Here is a 17,823-nt window from a genome sequence, read left to right as displayed (position 1 = left end):
ATACCATCGATATCTGTCTGTAACTCGGTTATTGCCGCCTGGACATCTGTACTTGCGGTATTCCCTGCCGGAATGAAAGGAACAGCCGCAGCATTTTGGTTGTCGGTATTGACAGTATGAGTTAGGTCTGAGATTTGACTTTCTGTTATTGTTAGGTTAGTATCATCGATATCGACAAGAATTTCGTTATTGATAGCATCCTCGGAAACAGTAACTTTATTGGAACCTGCATTTACGCTTCTGAATTCGAGGTCGACACCGTTTTTTTGGATGAAAGAGGCAATACCGGCAGTTCCTTGGTTCGAAGCTGTATTCGTTTCGCCTGTAATGGTAATACCATCGATATCTGTCTGTAACTCGGTTATTGCCGCCTGGACATCTGTACTTGTGGTATTCCCAACCGGAGTGAAAGGAACAGCCGTAGCACTTTGGTTGTCTGTGTTTACCAAAGTGCTGCCAGCAAGTTCATCAATCGCTGCTTGTGTGTTAATTGCCGTTAATCCTGAGGTAGTAGGGTCATAAGGTACTTCACTAGCATTTTGGTTATCAGTACCGCCACCGTTTATAGTTGCCCATACAACGTCTCCATTAATATCAGTAGTTAAAACTTCATCAGTTGCTCCAGGTTCTATTTTGGCAGGTGTAATTGCTTCAGCCATTATAGTAAGTTGACCCAAATTATTCATGGTAGCATCGCCACCCACAGTAACTTCTGCAGGTACATCGCCAGTAAATCCTACTAAGATAGTTCCGTTGGTCAAGGTGGTTATACCAGCATTAGTATCTACATATGCTTTTGTAGCCGCATCTTGTGCCAATGTTGGGTCTAGCAAATCTTTAATTTGACTATTTCCTGCGCTATTTCCATTTCCTAATACATCAGTCAAATCTTGTGTTCCTCCAAGGTTGGCATCGACATAACCTCTAGTGGCAGCAGAAGTTGGATCTGCCGAAACATTTAAACCTAGAATTGGGTTTAATCCAGCATTATTGCCTTGAATTAAAACTTCTTCTATATTTTGTATTTCATTTGTAGCACTACCATCAAGATCATTATAAAATGCCCCACCGTCAATAGCATTTGGTGTAATAGAATTATTTGCTGCAGCACTAACGATGGTTTGCGCAGAACCCCCAACGACATTATCTACATAAACCTTTACTGCATTCTGGGTTGGGTAATCAACATTAGAATTGCCAAGATTTATATCAGGATTTTTATTTGCAATATTTTCTTTGAGTGCTAAACCGGAAGTTACGACCGCATCTGTGGCGAAAGCACTTAAATTTGCCGTGGTAGGGTTTCCGTTTTGGATATTGATTGTAAGCTGTTCATTGGCTAAAGTTGCCGTGCCTAAATTTTGTTCATCGGTGTTATCTAAATAGGTGGTAAGGTCAATAGCAGTGCCACCTTCTTCTAGGGTAAGAAAATTATTATTCAATGTCAATTGTTGGTCATCTGAACCGACCAAAGCGCTTAAATCTACAGAAGCCCCAACTGGGGTTGCAGATTGGCTAATGCTTAAGGTGTTCGTTAATTTAGTAAAGGTTAAATCTATTAACTCATTAGTGTCATCTATGTCTGCGTCATCATTAATATGATTCGCAATTAGTGTTGTGTTGTTAGAAATATTTTGCTGTATACCATCTGTTATTTGAAGTGGGCTCGCTGGTGTGCCACTGCCTGTTAGTGTAATTTCATCTCCTACGGCACCTTGTAAATTTCCAGCTTCGCTCCATTGTACAATTCCGTTTTCATCGGTAATTAAAACTTGCCCTGGTATATAATTCGCCATATCGGTCGGTGCAATACTTCCATCACGTATTTCGTCTGAGCCTACTGCATTTTGGCGTATTTCACTAGATCCAACAGATTCTGCCGCTAATTTTTCTTGGGTGATACTATTGTCTTGTATGTCGTCTGGCCCTATACCACCATCTACTATATTATCACCAAGTATGCCGTCTTTGGCAATCTCTAAATTATAGCCACCGGCAGTAGGTGTTATTTCTATAGTTACTCTATTATTGATTATTGGGTCGTTGGTAATGGTGAAGTTTACTGCATCGCAAAGGTTAATCCATTGTATACCATCGTAATAATTAATACACTCGGTATCGATATTATAGACCATACCACCTCTTTGTGGGGTAATAGCTTCCATTTCTAATGTGGTAACCCGTGTAATGACCAATACCTTTGAGGTACTTTCTAATTCTAATACAGATGAAGGGTCTATATTTTGGGGATTGTCGCCTATTTTTATTTGCCCGAATACTGTTGATATTGTGAGCATTGTAAATAAAATAAAGAAAATTATGCCTTTCATACTAAGCGTTTTATAACTTTAAAATGGTGTAAAACAAAAATAGGATTATCTTCTTATCTAGCTTTATTTTTAAGTTGAAATAGTATGCTAATAGGTTAAAGAACATCTAACTTCGTTGAATGGGTATGTTATTTGTGCTCATAGACACTTTATAAGGTACAAGTTGAAATGGCCTATACACTAAGAAATTAACAAAAGTTTATTGGCGCGATTTTTTTTATCATGTTAACATATCTTTACTTTATATCCTGAATGCCCTATCATAGGGGTATTCTTAGCTCAAAATAAAATAAATGACCAAAAAATTACTCTCTTTAATAGTATTATTCACCGTAGTAGCCGGTTTTTCACAAGACGATGATAGACGACCTTTAATGGGGTCCGTTATTTATATGGATGTGGCAGTACCTAACGAGAATGTTATTAATTCTACCTCTGAAAGGGCGACCATTACCAATAACCAAGGGCAATTTAAAATTAATGTAAAACTGGGTGATCAGTTAGTATTTACAGCTGTAAACTACAATATTATGGTGGTAACCATAACAGAGGAAATATTGGCGAATAATCGCTTGGTGGTAGAGGTTAAAGAAAAAGTGACCGAATTAGACGAAGTTGTTATTACACCAGAACAGCAAGAGCGTTTTTTAAAGTTAAAGAACGAAGAGTTTAAAGAATATGAATATGAGATTGACCGTGGCACAGAGGTACAGAACATATCAATGTCTCAAGCCGAAAGAGGCATGCAAGATGGTTTAAATTTTGTTAATATTTTCAGGGCTATTTTTAAATCGCAGAATGAAACAGAAGAGCCTGGTCCTCAATTGAAGGTAAGTGATGTAATGCGGCAAGTATATGATGATTCGTTTTTTGTGGTTGATTTAGGGATACCTCAAGATAGAATAAACGAATTCTTAATTTACTGTGATACAAGAATGCCTGCACAATCGCTACTTAAGAAAGAAAATGAGTTTCAACTCATAGATGCTTTGGTTACAAACAGCAAAACATTTCTTGAAGGAATAGATGAGGAGTAACCTTCTTGTATTTTTAATTTTCTCTTCGGTTGCGGTAGTAGCTCAAACAAGTGAGTCTAAAAAATTGGAAGGGAGGGTCTATAGTGATGATGGTGATGTAGCCGCTACACATGTACTCAACTTAACTACGAAACGGGCTACAATAACCGATAACAATGGCTTTTTTGCAATACAAGTCAATTTCTTGGATTCTTTAGAGTTCTCAGCAATACAGTACAAAAAGAAGATCGTGGTAATTAATTCTTCGATACTAGACAGCAAATTTGTTGCCATAAACTTGGAAGATGCTTTGACTGAGTTAGACGAAGTAACGGTCACACCCTATAATCTTAGTGGCGATTTAATCAAAGATTTGGCTACATTGTCATTAGACCCCATAGTTACAGCTTCAACATTAGGGTTGCCCAATGCCTACGTGAAAATACCTACAAAAGCAGAACGAGAGCTTTCGGCTGCAACTGCAAACCCTATAATGAGTTTTGATCCTTTGGTCAATGCTATTACGGGGCGTACCAAAATGTTGAAACACCGCGTAGAAAGAAATAAATTGTATGATAGAACAAAACGTGTACGTGATTTTTTCACTGACGAGGAATATGTAGACGGCCTACGTTTACCGCTAGATAAAATTGAAGATTTTCTGTATTATTGTGAAATAGACCCTAGATTTCAAGGCATAGTAGATACCCATGATCGAATTGCAATTTGGGAGTATATGCGACAAAAGAGTATACTTTATCGAGAAAACAATTCGTTAGATTAGAGTTTTTGAATTTGGCATGTGGTTTGCAAAGGTTATATAAAATAAGAAGGTATGAGATTTATTAAAACTAGTTTGTTGATCATATTGCTTCCGCTTTTTGCTTTCGTAGGGGCGCATAAATTCTACATAAGTGTCACCAATGTTGATTATTCAGTAAAAGACCAATCGGTGCAAATAATTACCCGAGTTTTTATTGATGATATGAATGCTGTTCTAAAAGAGCGTTACGGTATACCTTCAAAATTAGGAACTGATAGAGAGTCATCTGTCGATAAGGAGTATCTAGAGAAATATATTCGCACTAAATTTTTGGTGGAAATTAATGGTAAAACTGTGAATTATAATTTTATAGGCAAGAAGTACGATTCTGATATGGTCATTTGTTATTTAGAGGTGACCGACGTTCCGCTTAAGAGTTTAAAGCAGATAGGTATCGTAAATGAAGTACTTACCGATATATACGATGACCAACAAAATGTAGTCCATTTTAATATTAATGGAAAGAAAAAAAGCCATGTATTGATCAAGTCACATACTAAAGGAATGTTAAATTTGTAACATATCTTAAGAAATCTCTATAAAAACTTTAATTTTCCCACACTAAATATTTAAATAATGATGAGAGTAAAGTACGCGTTAGCCTCTGTTTTATTTCTTTTTGTAGCAGTTACTTTTGCACAAGATGAAGTAACCAAAGAAAAGGAACCAGGGCATATTAACCAAAGTAAGTTTAAACAATTATACGAGGAGTTTTCGACTCCGAATACCTATAGGTCGGCTTCTGGTGCACCAGGTCCAGATTACTATCAACAACAGGCAGACTATGTGATGGACATTCGTTTAGACGATAAGAATGCTAAAATTTTTGGGGAAGAGACTATTACATATATTAATAACTCTCCTGATGATTTAGAATATTTATGGTTACAAGTAGACCAGAATATAAGAACTAAAGATTCAAAAGCAGCATTGAAGAATGGTAGCGGGGTACCTGTAGCTGATCAGCCAAGTGCTTTTGTAAGTACATACATGACAGAGCCTTTTGACGGTGGGTTTAATATAGATTATGTAAAAGATGCTTCTGGTAAAGCATTGCCATATACTATTAGCTTTACAATGATGCGTGTCGATTTGCCAACTCCGCTTAAAAGTGGTGACAAATTTTCTTTCGACGTAAAGTGGAACTACAATATTCCTGATCACACAGTAAACAGAGCTAGATCTGGATTCGAGTATTTTAAGGAAGATGGAAATAGAGCTTACGTAATTGCTCAGTTTTTTCCAAGAATGGCAGTTTATAATGATGTAGAAGGATGGCAGAATCATCAGTTTTGGGGTAATGGGGAGTTTGCACTTCCATTCGGAAACTATGAAGTAAATATTACCGTACCTGCTGATCATATTTTAGATGGTACAGGTGTACTTCAAAATAGAAAAGACGTGTACTCAAAAGAAATGATGAGCCGTTATGAGCAAGCAAAAAAATCTTATGACAAGCCTGTAATAATAGTTACTCAAGCAGAAGCGGAAGCAGCTGAGAAAGGTTTTTCAGATAAAACGAAAACATGGAAGCTTAAGGCTGAAAATGTTCGTGATTTCGGTTTTGCTACTTCCAGAAAATTCATTTGGGATATGCAAGCCGTGAAATTAGGAGGTAAAGATATTATGGCAGTTTCCTTGTATCCGAAAGAAGGTAACCCATTATGGGAAGAGTATTCAACTAAGGCAGTAGCACATACACTTAAATCGTATTCATCTCATACGTTTGATTATCCTTATCCAAAAGCAATATCGGTACATGCTAAGAATCAGGGTATGGAGTATCCAATGATTTGTTGGAACTATGGTAGACCAAACAAAGATGGTAGCTATTCTGACAGGACAAAATACGGAATGATCAGTGTAATTATTCACGAAGTTGGTCATAACTTTTTTCCGATGATTGTTAACTCTGATGAGCGTCAATGGGGATGGATGGATGAAGGTTTAGATACTTTTATGCAGTATATGGCAGAACAAGAATTTGGTGAAGCTTATCCAGCAGCTATTGCACCTAATGATAAGTACCCTTCAAGAAGAGGTGACCCAGCGAAGATTGTTCCTTATATGAGTGGCGATCAAAGCACGATATCTCCGATTATGTCAAATCCTGAGAATGTATTTCAATTAGGTCCAAATGCTTATGGAAAGCCTGCAACTGCATTGAATATTTTAAGAGAGACGGTGATGGGCCGTGAGGTATTCGATCATGCTTTTAAAACGTATGCGCGACGTTGGATGTTTAAGCACCCTACACCAGAAGATTTCTTTAGAACAATGGAAGATGCTTCTGCAGTTGATTTAGATTGGTATTGGAGAGGATGGTTCTATACCACCGATTTTGTAGACATGGGCGTTAAGGATATAAAAAAGTACTATGTAACCGATAAGCCAAATAAAAAAATGCAAGCATATCTTTCAGAACGAGGTATGACAGAAGCAGATTTAGCGCCATTAGTATATTTAGAGGAATATGGTGATACTGATATTGTGGCATCTGAGCTTAAAAATAATTTACCATCTGAAAATTCTAAAACGCTTAAAGAATTTATGATGGATAATATGACCGAGGCTGAAAGAGCCGCGGTAAAAGAACCAAAGTATTTTTATGAGGTAACCTATAACAGTCCGGGTGGTTTGCCAATGCCATTGATTGTAGAATACACTTATGCCGATGGTTCGGTTAAGAATATAACGTATCCGCCAGAAATTTGGAGAAAGAACAGTAAAGAAGTAAGTATGGTACTTTCTTCGACTTCTGAGCTTACCGGTATAAATATCGATCCTAAAATGGAAACAGCAGATATTGATATAACGAATAACAGCTGGCCGAAGAAAGAGCAAGCAAGTGAATTCGATAAAATGAAAGAAGCGATTAAAGGAAAATAAATTAAAAAAAATAATTCGTAAAAAGCCTCGTAGATATACGGGGCTTTTTTAATTTCGATACTAAACTTGTTTATATTTGTAGTATGATTGCGATGTATTCATTATTTATAAGTGGCGCAGAAATTTTCTTCATTATGTTTATCGTAGTGATGGTTTTTGGTGCCGACAAAATTCCTGGTATTGCCAAGGGGTTAGGTAAAGGTATGCGCCAATTAAAGGACGCTACCGAAGATATTAAACAAGAAATTCAAAAAAGCGCTGACAAGCAGGGTATTGATACCAGTTTTGTGACAGATATCAAGAAAGATATCGATGACATGAAAAAAGATGTTGGTTCTGGCTTGGCAAAAGATGTTAAGAAGCAAATAAGTGATGTAAGCAAGAATATCAGCGATGTAACTGGTGCTATTAAGAGAAAGTAACCTATTCTATTATGCTAGATAAGATTTTACAATGGGATCGTGAGGCCTTTGTCTATCTTAACAGTCTTGGTATAGAGCAGTACGATTTATTTTGGTCAACAGTTACTAAGTTTCCACCTTGGATTCCTCTTTTCATACTTATTATCTCCCTTTTTTTTATAAAATTCAAAAAGCGTGAAGCATTGTTTATGATTTTGACTCTTTTAATCATGGTCATCTTCGTAGGCACGTTAACAGATTTGACCAAGAACGTAGTAGCTCGTTTAAGGCCAAATAATGATGAAGAAATAAATACCTTGATTCGTATTTTAAGAAGTCCGTCTGGGTTTAGTTTCTTTTCTGGTCATGCTTCATCGTCATTTTCTGTCATCACTTTGGTTGTCCTATTTTTAAGGCATCGCTTTAAATGGGTGTACCTATTTTATATATGGCCTTTTCTATTTGCCATGAGTAGAGTTTACGTTGGGGTACATTTTCCTATCGACATAATCATAGGTGCTTTGGTAGGGGTATTTTCTGCTTGGATGTTTTATAAATTGTATGGGTTGCTTATTTTACCCTACTTAAAGTCAAGCCATCACGTATAGGTAGTAGTACCGTCTCTAAAAGCGGATGTTCACTGAGTTTTTTATTATAATCTAATAATACCTTTGTTGTAGTATCCTTTGGGTCTAATGGCTCGACAACTTTACCAGACCATAAAACATTATCAGAAAGTATAATTGTGCCCGATTTTGTTTTAGGTAATACTTTTTCTAAATATTTATCATATTGTTTTTTTTCAGCATCAATAAATATGAGGTCGAAAGTAATGTCAAGTTCAGGTATAATATCTAAGGCATTACCTACATGCTGAATAATTTGGGTGCCATAATCGCTACGGTCAAAATACGTTCTTTGAATTTGTTTTAATTCTGCATTTACGTCGATGGTGTGCAGTTCTCCATCTTTTCGTAATCCTTCCGCAAGGCATAAAGCGGAATAGCCGGTATAGGTACCTATTTCAAGAATATAAGTAGGGTTGATAATCTTAGACAATAGACTAAGAACTCGGCCTTGAAAATGCCCTGTGAGCATGCGTGGTTGAATTACTTTTAAATGAGTCTCACGAGTTAGATCTTGTAATAGCTTAGGTTCTTCTTGCGAATTATCGGCCAAATAATTTTCTAAAAGTGGCGATATAAAATGCATACGTTTCTTTTTGCAAAAATAAGGTTTTAAGCCTTAATTTAATGCCGTCTAAATAAGTAGGATATGAATAATGAAATTAGAATTAGAGAAGCTGTACAGGAAGATTTACCAGTATTGTTACAATATGAACAAGAAGTTGTTAAGGCAGAACGACCTTTCGACCCTACGATTAGGAATAGCGATGTTACCTATTATGATTTAGATGCTTTAATGTCGAATCCGCAGGCAATAGTATTGGTAGCCTGTGAAGGGGCGAAAATTGTAGCTACGGGTTATGCTCTTGAAAAATCAGCTCGCCCATATTTAGATCATGAGACTTTTGCTTATTTAGGATTTATGTATACAGATCCAGACTATAGAGGTAGGGGTATAAATGGTAAAATTGTTAGTGGGTTGCAAGAATGGGCCAGTTCAGTTGGGTTAACAGAAATCAGGTTACATGTATATACTGAAAATGAGCCAGCCATTCGCGCCTATGAAAAAGTAGGGTTTAAAAATCATATGGTTGAAATGCGACTACGAACTAAATCGTAGCAAGCATTTATTCATAAGGGCTCATAAGGTTATGAGCTTATAGTTACTTTTATATAAAAATAGTTATGGAATTTAAAAATACGCTTGAGTATGCACAATCGTTAGATGCTCAAGACGACTTACGAAAGTATAGAGATGAATTTATATTCCCTAAAATAAAAGGGAAAGAGGTTATATATTTTACAGGAAATTCTTTAGGGCTTCAACCAAAACGTACCAAAGGTTTTATAGATGAGGTTATGAAAGATTGGGCAGAACTTGCTGTGGAAGGTCATTTTTATGCTGAAAAACCTTGGTGGGATTATCATGAACGTCTAGCGGAACCATTAGCAAAGGTTGTAGGTGCATTACCAGAAGAAGTTTCGGTGATGAATACTTTGACAGTAAATCTTCACTTATTGATGGTTTCTTTCTATAGACCTACAAAAACTCGATTCAAAATTCTTTGTGAGGAAAAGGCTTTCCCTAGTGATCAATATATGTTTCAGAGTCAAGTGCGTTTTCATGACTTAGACCCTGATGAGACCATCGTTGAGTTAAAAAAACGTGATGGGGAGCATCATTGGAGAACAGAAGATATACTTGAAAAAATAGAAGAACTTGGCGATGAATTGGCACTGGTTTTAATAGGCGGAGTAAATTATTACAATGGTCAGGTAATGGATATGAAAAATATAACCAAAGCTGGCAAAGCTGTTGGGGCTAACGTAGGGTGGGACTTGGCCCATGCTGTGGGTAATGTAGAATTAAAATTACATGATTGGGATGCTGATTTTGCTTCATGGTGTAGCTATAAATATATGAATAGTGGTCCTGGTAATGCATCAGGTATATTCGTTAACAAAAGACACCTGAATAAAAAAGATATTCAAAGATTTGAAGGCTGGTGGGGAACTAAAAAAGAAACTCGATTTCTTATGAAACCTGAGTTTGAGCCAATGGAGAATGCTGATGCTTGGCAAATTAGTAACGTGCCTATATTGTCAGTTGCACCATATTTAGCATCGTTGACGATGTTTGAAGAAGTTGGTATGGATAAATTGATTGAAAAGAGAACTAAAATTGTTTCCTATTTAGAATTTATTCTTCATGAGATTGATAAAGAGGTCGATAGTTCTTTTGAAATAATTACACCTAAAGAAAGAGGTTGTCAATTATCTGTGTTTTTGCACGGACAAGGAAAGCCTTTGTTTAATTACTTAATGGAAAATGGTGTAGTTACCGATTGGCGTGAGCCAAATGTAATACGTTTGGCACCTTCACCATTTTATTCGTCTTATGAAGATATGTATCGATTCGGTCAAATTTTGAAAGCAGGTGTTCTTGCGAATTAACCAGTTATCAAAGACCAGTTTTGAGTTTTATAAATTAACAATGTAATATTATTTTTCAACAACCAACAACCAACAACCAACAACCAACAACCAACAACCAACGGTAAATGAAATCATTAAAGCTAATATTAGGTAACGCCAGATATTTCGGACCCTCTTGGGTTTTTGCCAGTATAAATATACTTTTTGGTACGTGGGCGATTTATATACCTAGCGTTAAAGAGGCGTTGGATATTAGTAAATCGGAATTAGGAATTGCCATTTTTTTTCTGGCTTTGGGCGTATTCTCTATTTTTCCATTTGCATCATCGATAATAAATAGGGTTGGGGTAGGTAAAACTTCTTTTTATGGAGTACTACTAAGTTGTGCCACAGCCATGTTGCCATTATTGGCTACAAATTATTATGTATTGATGATTGCCTTATTTTTATTCGGTGCATCGAATGGTATCACCGATATATCTATGAATACTTTGGTGACCGAAATTGAGAAAAAGGACAAGGTGAAGTTTATGGCAGCCTCTCACGGTTTTTTTAGCCTGGGCGGAGTTTTAGCAGGTTTGGGAAGTTTTTTAATTGGTCCGTTATCGAATCCTGTGCTACATATGTCAATTGCAGTTTTATTGGTTCTTGTGGTCAATTTCATATTCAGGAGGAAGTATATTTATGAAATAGCCGAAGAAATAGAAAACGAGCCGTTTAGTTTTGGATTGCTAAAACCACTTTTACTATTAGGTCTTATTTCATTTGTTGCCATGGGTAGTGAAGGAGCTATTGTAGATTGGAGCGGACTTTATTTAAAGGAAATTGCTCTGGCACCTGAAGCTTTATGGGGATTAGGCTTTTTAGGATTTCAAGTGACCATGACCTTGGGTCGTTTTTTAGGTGATGGAATTAGTGATAAAATAGGCTCCATAAAAATTGTAACATTAGGCGCTATTTTGGCAATTGTAGGCTATGCATTGGTACTGACTACAGATATTTATTTAAGTATTATAGGTTTTGCTCTAAATGGACTAGGTTTTTCAGTAATGGTGCCGGAAGTTTTTAGAATAGGGGGAAATGTGAAAGGTATAGATTCCTCAAAGGGAATAGCTTTTATAGCTGGTTCTGGTTATGCGGGTTTTTTGTGTGCACCGCCTATTTTAGGATTTTTAGCCGAAAAATACAGTCTTACGCGAAGTTTTGTGGTGCTCCTAGCCTGCGGATTCTTAATACTGTTTTTCACTCTTTTATTGAAAAAGAAAAAAGCATAAGCGAATTTGTCTGATGTTATTTTTTGATATTACTTCTCACCCTAAACTCGTTGTTTGGGTCTTGCACTTTTTCAATAAAATCTAACATTTCTTCAGTTAACAATAATTGGTTTTGAGCGTTCCAGTAACTCTGATCATAAGGATGATTTATTTTAAATAAGTCTTTAGAGGTGCTAACGTTTTTCTTGACATCAAAATCGCCTTCGTTGTCTGAAGTGGTTAAAATAAAAGATATATCGTAGAAAGAGGTAAATGACTTATCCTCATCTGTCAATTCAACTTTAACATCATATTTTGCTGAGGCTATATAGTATTTACCTGTATTAGAAGTTTTGGAGAGCGATATTTCTTTCTCAAATGATACCGTTCTAAATCTTATTTTTTTACCACTTTCCTGAAAAGGCTTATTTTTAAATTCAACGGACATTTTAAACCGTTCCATCGCATAGTTGTCTGTATTTATAATATAATGACCCGAAAAATCCTCATTTTCAATTGAGGGTTTGGATTGAAAATTTATGTTGATTTTTTTACCATTATCGAAAGTAGATTCGGTCAGATCAAAATCATCTCCAGTAGCATTTACTGGTATTAGGTTCATGAACAAACCGTAAAATGAATCAAAAATAAAATAGACTTCATTTTCATCTTTTACAAGACCAACTTTACGCATGTTGGTCATTTCAACTTTAAAATCTTTATCATCAGGGTTAATATCTTGAGTATAAAGAAGTGTTTTTCTTTCTAGTTTTCCCTGTATATCTTGTATTCTGGTAATTTTACCATTATACCGTAAAACACCTCTAAGCAAAAACTTCTCTTTGTATGGATAAATAGGGTAGTTGGAGCTTACGGAATCCCCTATTTTTTGCCATAGTGTTTTTTCATTGGTAACGGTGACCTCATTTAACTCTAATACACTTTTGTTGAGGTAGATAGTATCGCCTACTTTTTGAAATGTGGTACGTAGTTTATCATAGCCAACCCTGTAAATAGTCACGGAGTTTAAAGATGATGAAAACTGAAAACGCCCGTCAGCATTGGTCATCGTGTGGTCGGTCTTGTTGTAAAGACCAACGAATTCTAATGGAGATTTGTCTGCATTATCTACGACAATACCACTTAATTCATTTTGAGAATAAACAAGAGTGGAAAACAGGAAAATAATAAAAAACTGAAGTTTCATTGGGTATTTGATGTTTATTGAAATTATCAAACACTATACCGCATTACTTCACTTCAACACCTGTAAAGAAAAGTGAAAAATCTGCATCGGGTCTTTTGTGCATCATGCTGATTTTTAAACCTTTTAAGTTTTTATAGTCTTCCCAACTAGTAACCATGTTAGGCTCTTCTTGATTTTCTTTTCTATATGCCCATTCTTTAATGATATAATTATCGCCAAAATAATAATCATAAGCATCGCCAGGTGTATAGCCACCATCATTTGCGTAAACAGTAGTTAATTTGTGCATAGGAGTTTTACTGATAGGGGCCTCTACATTTTCTGTATGTTCATAGGTAAAACCTTTTTGGTCCCAAACCAATTGGTAAGGAGCTAACAGCCAGAATTTATCATTTACAAATCCGCCATCTGTAGCAATCATAGTGCTATCTACCGCTTTTCTGTTATAGTTGATGGTATCTTGTCTAGTCATCATAGTAACATCGTTCGAACCTGTTTTCCATAACCAGGTACGTTCGAAGTGTTCAGCATCGCGATCAACATTAAATGTAAATTTTATACTAGAGACATCTTTCCAGTTCTCAAAACCGTTTGCATTCGCGATTTTTTCAAGAACTGTCAATTCCGTATCTTCGGCTTCTTCAATTTTCGTTTTTTTATTGTCGGTTTTGCAACTTGTAATTATACTTGATATTACTATGGAAAGGATAATTAGTTTTTTCATTTTCAGTACATTTTGAATCAAATATATCAATTACAGTATCTTTAACCTACTTTTATTTTTTGTAAACAAAACACAATAGTGACATTTCTAAAAAAGCTATGTTTTATAATAATTGGAAGCGAATTCAACCAGAGTTCTTCTTCTAATACGGTTGATGATAGATATACCGATATTGAACTGATAGAGCAAATTGTCACTAATAAGGATGCTTTATTGTTTGGGGAGCTCTATGATCGATATTCGAAATTGGTCTATAACAAATGCTTGGGGTTTGCTAAATCTAATAAAGAGGCTGAAGATTTGACTCAAGATATTTTTTTGATGCTATACGTTAAATTAGGATCTTTTAAAGGAACATCTAAATTCTCAACATGGTTATATTCTTTCACTTATAATTTTTGCGTCAATTATGTAAATAGAAATAAGGAAAGAAAGATTAATGATAATTCAGTAAAATTTGATTCACAAGAAGAAGTACCAGTAGATGTTACCGATAATCTATTGTTGCAAATGCAAGTAGATAAACTTAAAAAAGCTTTAGAGCTTATAGCGCCAGAAGATAAATCACTTTTATTATTAAAATATCAAGATGGCGCTTCAATAAAAGAATTAGAAGATGTTTTAGAGATTAAATCAAGTGCCATTAAAATGAGACTTAAGAGGGCTAAAGCCAAAGTTGTGGAAATGTATAAAACCATACCGTAATGTCAGAACAGAACAATAATCCATTTAAAAATTTAGAAGGGGATCTTAAAGATGTTCCTCCTGAACTACGGAAAAAAGTTATGGATGATATTGCTACGGCAAAGTTGATTATGGAATTAACCAATCTGTTTACGGGTAATTTTGCCTCAGTTATAGAAGGCATGATGAAAACGAAAACTAAATAAATTATAATTAGAAGTAAAACTATATTCATGGAAACAGTTGATAAGTGGAAAGAACTAACCTTTGAATCTTTAAGCACTATATTCAAAGATATTGCAGCTGCACTGCCTGGTATATTCGGTGCATTTGTGGTTCTGATATTTGGATGGATTATTATTAAAATAACCACATTCATCTTAAAACGAATTTTTAAGGCGATTCAATTAGATCGTTTTTCTGAAAAAATTAATGAGGCTAAGCTTTTTGGTGAGGCAGATATCAAAATAGATTTACCAAAAGTAATTGTCACTTTTATTAAGGTATTGCTATGGTTGGTATTTATCATTGTTGCATCTGATATAATGGGTCTGTCTATTATATCAACAGAAATAGCTAACCTATTACGTTATTTACCAATTTTACTTTCAGCGCTTATTATTTTTATGATTGGTCTGTATTTGGCTAAAATGATTAAGGAAATGATTGTTAAGGTCTTCGATTCAATCGGTATGGGCGGTGGTAAGGCTTTAGGGAATGCATTGTTTTATCTGATAATTATTTTTGTAAGTATAACGGCTTTAAACCAAGCAGGAGTCGATACTCAAATCATCACCAATAATTTCACGATAATACTTGGAGCTTTCTTATTAGCAATAGCATTAGCATTTGGTTTAGGAGCTAGAGAAGTAGTGGGTGATTTATTAAGGTCATTCTATTCGCGAAAGATTTATGTAGTAGGAGATAAGGTTAAAATAGGAAAATTAGAAGGTACTGTTGTTGGTATAGATAACATATCTATGATACTTAAAACTAAGAATGGCAAGGTTGTCATACCTATAAAAAAGGTTGTTGAGAAAACGGTTGTAGTTGAAGAACAATTGTGAAGCATAAATTTCGTTTTCATTTATGAATGGTGAAATAGGATTTGAATTCGGAGGTCCTATGCCGCATTCGTTTATGAATTAATTCATTAATTTTGTTAGAGATAATTAAACTTAAAATATGAGTGCTAAAAAAGGAAAAATTCAGGAAGCCATAGATGAGAAAATGCTGGAGGAAAGAAAAGTATTCCTATGGGGTATGGTTGATGACGATTCTGCAAAACATGTAATTGATAGGTTATTATATCTAGATATGCAGAACAGTAAAGAAATTCAACTTTATATAAATAGTCCTGGGGGTTATGTTACTTCTGGTTTTGCCATGTACGATACCATAAAATCTTTAAAAAGTCCGGTTTCTACGATTTGTACTGGTTTGGCAGCATCAATGGGTTCTATTTTATTATCAGTTGGTAAAAAAGGTAGAAGATTCATTCAGCCACATGCTCAAGTAATGATTCACCAGCCTAGTGGTGGTGCAAGAGGTCAAGCTTCAAATATAGAAATTCAGGCTAGAGAAATTATTAAAACTAAAGAGCTTAGCGCACAGATATTAGCAGATAACTGTGGTCAAGATTTCGATAAGGTTTTAAAAGATTTCGATAGAGATTATTGGATGAATGCAGAAGAGTCAATAAAATATGGTATAGTTGACGGAATAATGGAATAAATATCTAAATACAGATAATTTAAAAAGTCCTTTACTAAATGTAGTAAAGGACTTTTTTTATGGTTGAAGATTTATGGATTATAGCTTTGCTCTTTCTGCCCAAAAGATTTGCAGACTTATAACCTGTGCAACTATTAATTAAATGAGCACTTTCTCTACTAGGCATATTACCCAGATGAATTGTATTAAAATGTTTCAAATTTTTAATTTTGTGTATTAAAAATACAAATAACGTAAACAGTAATAATTTAGGATTGAAAAAATGATTTGTTTAGTTTGTAGTAGGAATAGTGGAAATAGGGCATAATTTGCTACTTTTAACATTCAATTAATGTTGGCGTAAAGCCTATTTCATGACCCAAAGTAAAAAAAATATAGCCATCATTGGCTCAGGATTAGTAGGTTCTTTACTTGCTATTTATTTGAAGAGGTACGGACATCAAATTACAGTTTTTGATAGACGACCTGATATTCGAAATGTTGAATTTTCTGGTAGATCTATAAATCTTGCAATGAGCAATAGAGGGTGGAATGCCTTAAAAGCTGTTGGTATTGAGGAAGAAATAAAAAAAATAGCCATTCCATTAGATAAACGTGCTATGCATGTTGTGGGTAAACCTGAGTATTTTCAAAAGTATGGTAAAGATGGGGAGGCAATTTGGTCGATATCTCGAGGTGTACTTAATAAGCGAATGATAGATTTGGCCGAAAAGAACGGAGTAGAATTCCGTTTTGAAGAAAAGGTGTGGGATGTTGATTTACCGGAAGCGAAAGTGTATACAGGGGATAGTGAAAAAGGAGAATGGAAAGAATACCCATTTGATTTAATATTTGGTTGTGACGGCGCCTTTTCAAGAGTACGTCATAAGATGCAGCGCCGTAGTCGTTTTGATTATTCACAAGATTTTATAGATGTGGGGTATAAGGAATTGACTATTCCTGCGAATAGTGATGGCACACATAAATTGAATAAAAATTCTTTTCATATTTGGCCAAGAGGGAAGTTTATGTTTATAGCTATGCCCAATTTAGATGGTAGTTTTACATGTACCTTATTCATGCCGTTCGAAGGTGAAATTTCGTTTGACAGTATTAAAACCAAAAATGATGCAGTTCATTTTTTTAGCACCTATTTTCCTAATGTAAAGAATGAAATTGAGAATCTGACAGAAGACTTCTTTAAGAATCCGACGAGTGCAATGGTAACCATGAAATGTTATCCTTGGACCTATTGGGATAAAGTGGCCCTGGTAGGTGATTCGGCGCATGCTGTGGTACCTTTTTACGGTCAAGGTATGAATGCTGGGTTTGAAGATATTTTTGTGTTAGACGAGATTATTAAAGAATTCGGAGATGATTGGGAAAAGATCTTTAATACCTATCAACAAAGACGTAAACCTAATGCCGATGCTATTGCAGAATTGAGTTACCGAAACTTTGTAGAAATGAGTAGTAAAACTGCAGATGCCAATTTTTTACTTCAAAAGAAAATAGAGAAACATTTTTCAGCAAAACATCCTGATAAATGGATACCTGCATATAGTAGAGTTACATTTTCTGAACGACCTTATGCAGAAGCCTTAGCTGCAGGCGATATGCAAGAAGATATTATGAAAGAGGTTATGAAATTACCGAATATAGAAAAAGAATGGAAAAGTGCAACAGTTGAAAAATTGATGTTAGATTTAATTGACTAGTAT

Annotated in this window: 17 protein-coding genes and 1 pseudogene; 14 read left to right on the top strand and 4 right to left on the bottom strand. The window is 35.2% G+C overall.

The features are described 5' to 3' along the window. Positions 1–2,330, bottom strand: a pseudogene (locus AAC084_RS17930) (hypothetical protein); the annotation flags it as partial. Between the two features lie 293 nt (positions 2,331–2,623). Between AAC084_RS17930 and AAC084_RS17925 the strand changes: the two are divergent. The 6 genes from AAC084_RS17925 to AAC084_RS17900 all read left to right on the top strand — a co-directional run bounded on the left by AAC084_RS17925 (position 2,624) and on the right by AAC084_RS17900 (position 8,067). Continuing rightward, positions 2,624–3,367 carry a hypothetical protein gene (locus AAC084_RS17925; protein WP_339841624.1) on the top strand — a complete coding sequence of 248 codons (744 nt, stop codon included), beginning with the start codon at positions 2,624–2,626 and terminating at the stop codon, positions 3,365–3,367. Continuing rightward, complete coding sequence (locus tag AAC084_RS17920) at positions 3,357–4,130, top strand: hypothetical protein (RefSeq protein ID WP_339841623.1); 774 nt, start codon at positions 3,357–3,359, stop codon at positions 4,128–4,130. The genes AAC084_RS17925 and AAC084_RS17920 overlap by 11 nt, the downstream gene beginning before the upstream one ends. A 51-nt stretch (positions 4,131–4,181) precedes the next feature. Then, positions 4,182–4,688, top strand: coding sequence for a DUF6702 family protein (locus AAC084_RS17915; RefSeq protein ID WP_339841622.1), 507 nt, complete (start codon positions 4,182–4,184; stop codon positions 4,686–4,688). A gap of 57 nt (positions 4,689–4,745) precedes the next feature. After that, positions 4,746–7,058 (top strand): M1 family metallopeptidase, encoded by a 2,313-nt coding sequence (locus AAC084_RS17910; protein WP_339841621.1) that lies wholly within the window; start codon positions 4,746–4,748, stop codon positions 7,056–7,058. An 83-nt stretch (positions 7,059–7,141) separates the two neighbouring features. Then, entirely contained in the window at positions 7,142–7,480 is a 339-nt protein-coding gene (locus AAC084_RS17905) for a twin-arginine translocase TatA/TatE family subunit (protein WP_339841620.1), read from the top strand. Positions 7,481–7,491: 11 nt separating this feature from the next. Further along, positions 7,492–8,067, top strand: coding sequence for a phosphatase PAP2 family protein (locus AAC084_RS17900; protein WP_339841619.1), 576 nt, complete (start codon positions 7,492–7,494; stop codon positions 8,065–8,067). On the opposite strand, the gene AAC084_RS17895 is transcribed toward AAC084_RS17900, so the two are convergent. Next, a complete protein-coding gene (locus AAC084_RS17895) occupies positions 8,030–8,671 on the bottom strand; it encodes an O-methyltransferase (RefSeq protein WP_339841617.1) in 642 nt (213 codons plus the stop codon). The genes AAC084_RS17900 and AAC084_RS17895 overlap by 38 nt on opposite strands. Positions 8,672–8,734: 63 nt before the next feature. Between AAC084_RS17895 and AAC084_RS17890 the strand changes: the two genes are divergently transcribed. The 3 genes from AAC084_RS17890 (at position 8,735) to AAC084_RS17880 (ending at position 11,795) form a co-directional block, all read left to right on the top strand. Continuing rightward, positions 8,735–9,205, top strand: a complete 471-nt coding sequence (locus AAC084_RS17890; RefSeq protein ID WP_339841616.1) for a GNAT family N-acetyltransferase — start codon at positions 8,735–8,737, stop codon at positions 9,203–9,205. A 65-nt stretch (positions 9,206–9,270) separates the two neighbouring features. Further along, the gene (gene kynU / locus AAC084_RS17885) at positions 9,271–10,539 is read left to right on the top strand and encodes a kynureninase (protein WP_339841615.1); all 1,269 of its coding nucleotides are present in this window, start codon (positions 9,271–9,273) and stop codon (positions 10,537–10,539) included. Between the two features lie 107 nt (positions 10,540–10,646). Next, positions 10,647–11,795 carry an MFS transporter gene (locus AAC084_RS17880; protein ID WP_339841614.1) on the top strand — a complete coding sequence of 383 codons (1,149 nt, stop codon included), beginning with the start codon at positions 10,647–10,649 and terminating at the stop codon, positions 11,793–11,795. 16 nt (positions 11,796–11,811) lie between these two features. Here the strand turns inward: AAC084_RS17880 and AAC084_RS17875 are convergent, their stop codons facing one another. Beyond that, positions 11,812–12,981, bottom strand: a complete 1,170-nt coding sequence (locus AAC084_RS17875; protein WP_339841612.1) for a hypothetical protein — start codon at positions 12,979–12,981, stop codon at positions 11,812–11,814. A 43-nt stretch (positions 12,982–13,024) separates the two neighbouring features. Then, positions 13,025–13,705, bottom strand: a complete 681-nt coding sequence (locus AAC084_RS17870; protein WP_339841611.1) for a hypothetical protein — start codon at positions 13,703–13,705, stop codon at positions 13,025–13,027. Positions 13,706–13,783: 78 nt separating this feature from the next. Here AAC084_RS17870 and AAC084_RS17865 point away from each other — a divergent pair, with 78 nt between their 5' ends. The 5 genes from AAC084_RS17865 to AAC084_RS17845 all read left to right on the top strand — a co-directional run bounded on the left by AAC084_RS17865 (position 13,784) and on the right by AAC084_RS17845 (position 17,820). Next, complete coding sequence (locus AAC084_RS17865) at positions 13,784–14,410, top strand: sigma-70 family RNA polymerase sigma factor (protein ID WP_339841610.1); 627 nt, start codon at positions 13,784–13,786, stop codon at positions 14,408–14,410. Beyond that, positions 14,410–14,595, top strand: a complete 186-nt coding sequence (locus AAC084_RS17860) for a hypothetical protein (RefSeq protein ID WP_339841608.1) — start codon at positions 14,410–14,412, stop codon at positions 14,593–14,595. The genes AAC084_RS17865 and AAC084_RS17860 overlap by 1 nt, the downstream gene beginning before the upstream one ends. Positions 14,596–14,622: 27 nt before the next feature. Next, entirely contained in the window at positions 14,623–15,456 is an 834-nt protein-coding gene (locus AAC084_RS17855; RefSeq protein WP_339841606.1) for a mechanosensitive ion channel domain-containing protein, read from the top strand. Positions 15,457–15,574: 118 nt separating this feature from the next. Further along, positions 15,575–16,123 carry an ATP-dependent Clp protease proteolytic subunit gene (locus AAC084_RS17850; RefSeq protein ID WP_339841605.1) on the top strand — a complete coding sequence of 183 codons (549 nt, stop codon included), beginning with the start codon at positions 15,575–15,577 and terminating at the stop codon, positions 16,121–16,123. A gap of 353 nt (positions 16,124–16,476) precedes the next feature. Further along, positions 16,477–17,820 (top strand): NAD(P)/FAD-dependent oxidoreductase, encoded by a 1,344-nt coding sequence (locus tag AAC084_RS17845; RefSeq protein WP_339841604.1) that lies wholly within the window; start codon positions 16,477–16,479, stop codon positions 17,818–17,820. The last annotated feature ends 3 nt before the right edge of the window (positions 17,821–17,823 follow it).

This window comes from uncultured Maribacter sp. (assembly GCF_963977385.1).
GTDB lineage: Bacteria > Bacteroidota > Bacteroidia > Flavobacteriales > Flavobacteriaceae > Maribacter.
This window is presented reverse-complemented; position numbering and strand designations above follow the sequence as displayed.

Coding starts and splice junctions, on each gene's coding strand:
- AAC084_RS17900 (WP_339841619.1), top strand. CDS start 7,492: ATGCTAGATAAGATTTTACAATGGGATCGTGAGGCCTTTGTCTATCTT.
- AAC084_RS17905 (WP_339841620.1), top strand. CDS start 7,142: ATGATTGCGATGTATTCATTATTTATAAGTGGCGCAGAAATTTTCTTC.
- AAC084_RS17895 (WP_339841617.1), bottom strand. CDS start 8,671: ATGCATTTTATATCGCCACTTTTAGAAAATTATTTGGCCGATAATTCG.
- AAC084_RS17925 (WP_339841624.1), top strand. CDS start 2,624: ATGACCAAAAAATTACTCTCTTTAATAGTATTATTCACCGTAGTAGCC.
- AAC084_RS17855 (WP_339841606.1), top strand. CDS start 14,623: ATGGAAACAGTTGATAAGTGGAAAGAACTAACCTTTGAATCTTTAAGC.
- AAC084_RS17915 (WP_339841622.1), top strand. CDS start 4,182: ATGAGATTTATTAAAACTAGTTTGTTGATCATATTGCTTCCGCTTTTT.
- AAC084_RS17850 (WP_339841605.1), top strand. CDS start 15,575: ATGAGTGCTAAAAAAGGAAAAATTCAGGAAGCCATAGATGAGAAAATG.
- AAC084_RS17860 (WP_339841608.1), top strand. CDS start 14,410: ATGTCAGAACAGAACAATAATCCATTTAAAAATTTAGAAGGGGATCTT.
- AAC084_RS17910 (WP_339841621.1), top strand. CDS start 4,746: ATGATGAGAGTAAAGTACGCGTTAGCCTCTGTTTTATTTCTTTTTGTA.
- AAC084_RS17890 (WP_339841616.1), top strand. CDS start 8,735: ATGAATAATGAAATTAGAATTAGAGAAGCTGTACAGGAAGATTTACCA.
- AAC084_RS17845 (WP_339841604.1), top strand. CDS start 16,477: ATGACCCAAAGTAAAAAAAATATAGCCATCATTGGCTCAGGATTAGTA.
- AAC084_RS17870 (WP_339841611.1), bottom strand. CDS start 13,705: ATGAAAAAACTAATTATCCTTTCCATAGTAATATCAAGTATAATTACA.
- AAC084_RS17920 (WP_339841623.1), top strand. CDS start 3,357: ATGAGGAGTAACCTTCTTGTATTTTTAATTTTCTCTTCGGTTGCGGTA.
- AAC084_RS17880 (WP_339841614.1), top strand. CDS start 10,647: ATGAAATCATTAAAGCTAATATTAGGTAACGCCAGATATTTCGGACCC.
- AAC084_RS17875 (WP_339841612.1), bottom strand. CDS start 12,981: ATGAAACTTCAGTTTTTTATTATTTTCCTGTTTTCCACTCTTGTTTAT.
- kynU (WP_339841615.1), top strand. CDS start 9,271: ATGGAATTTAAAAATACGCTTGAGTATGCACAATCGTTAGATGCTCAA.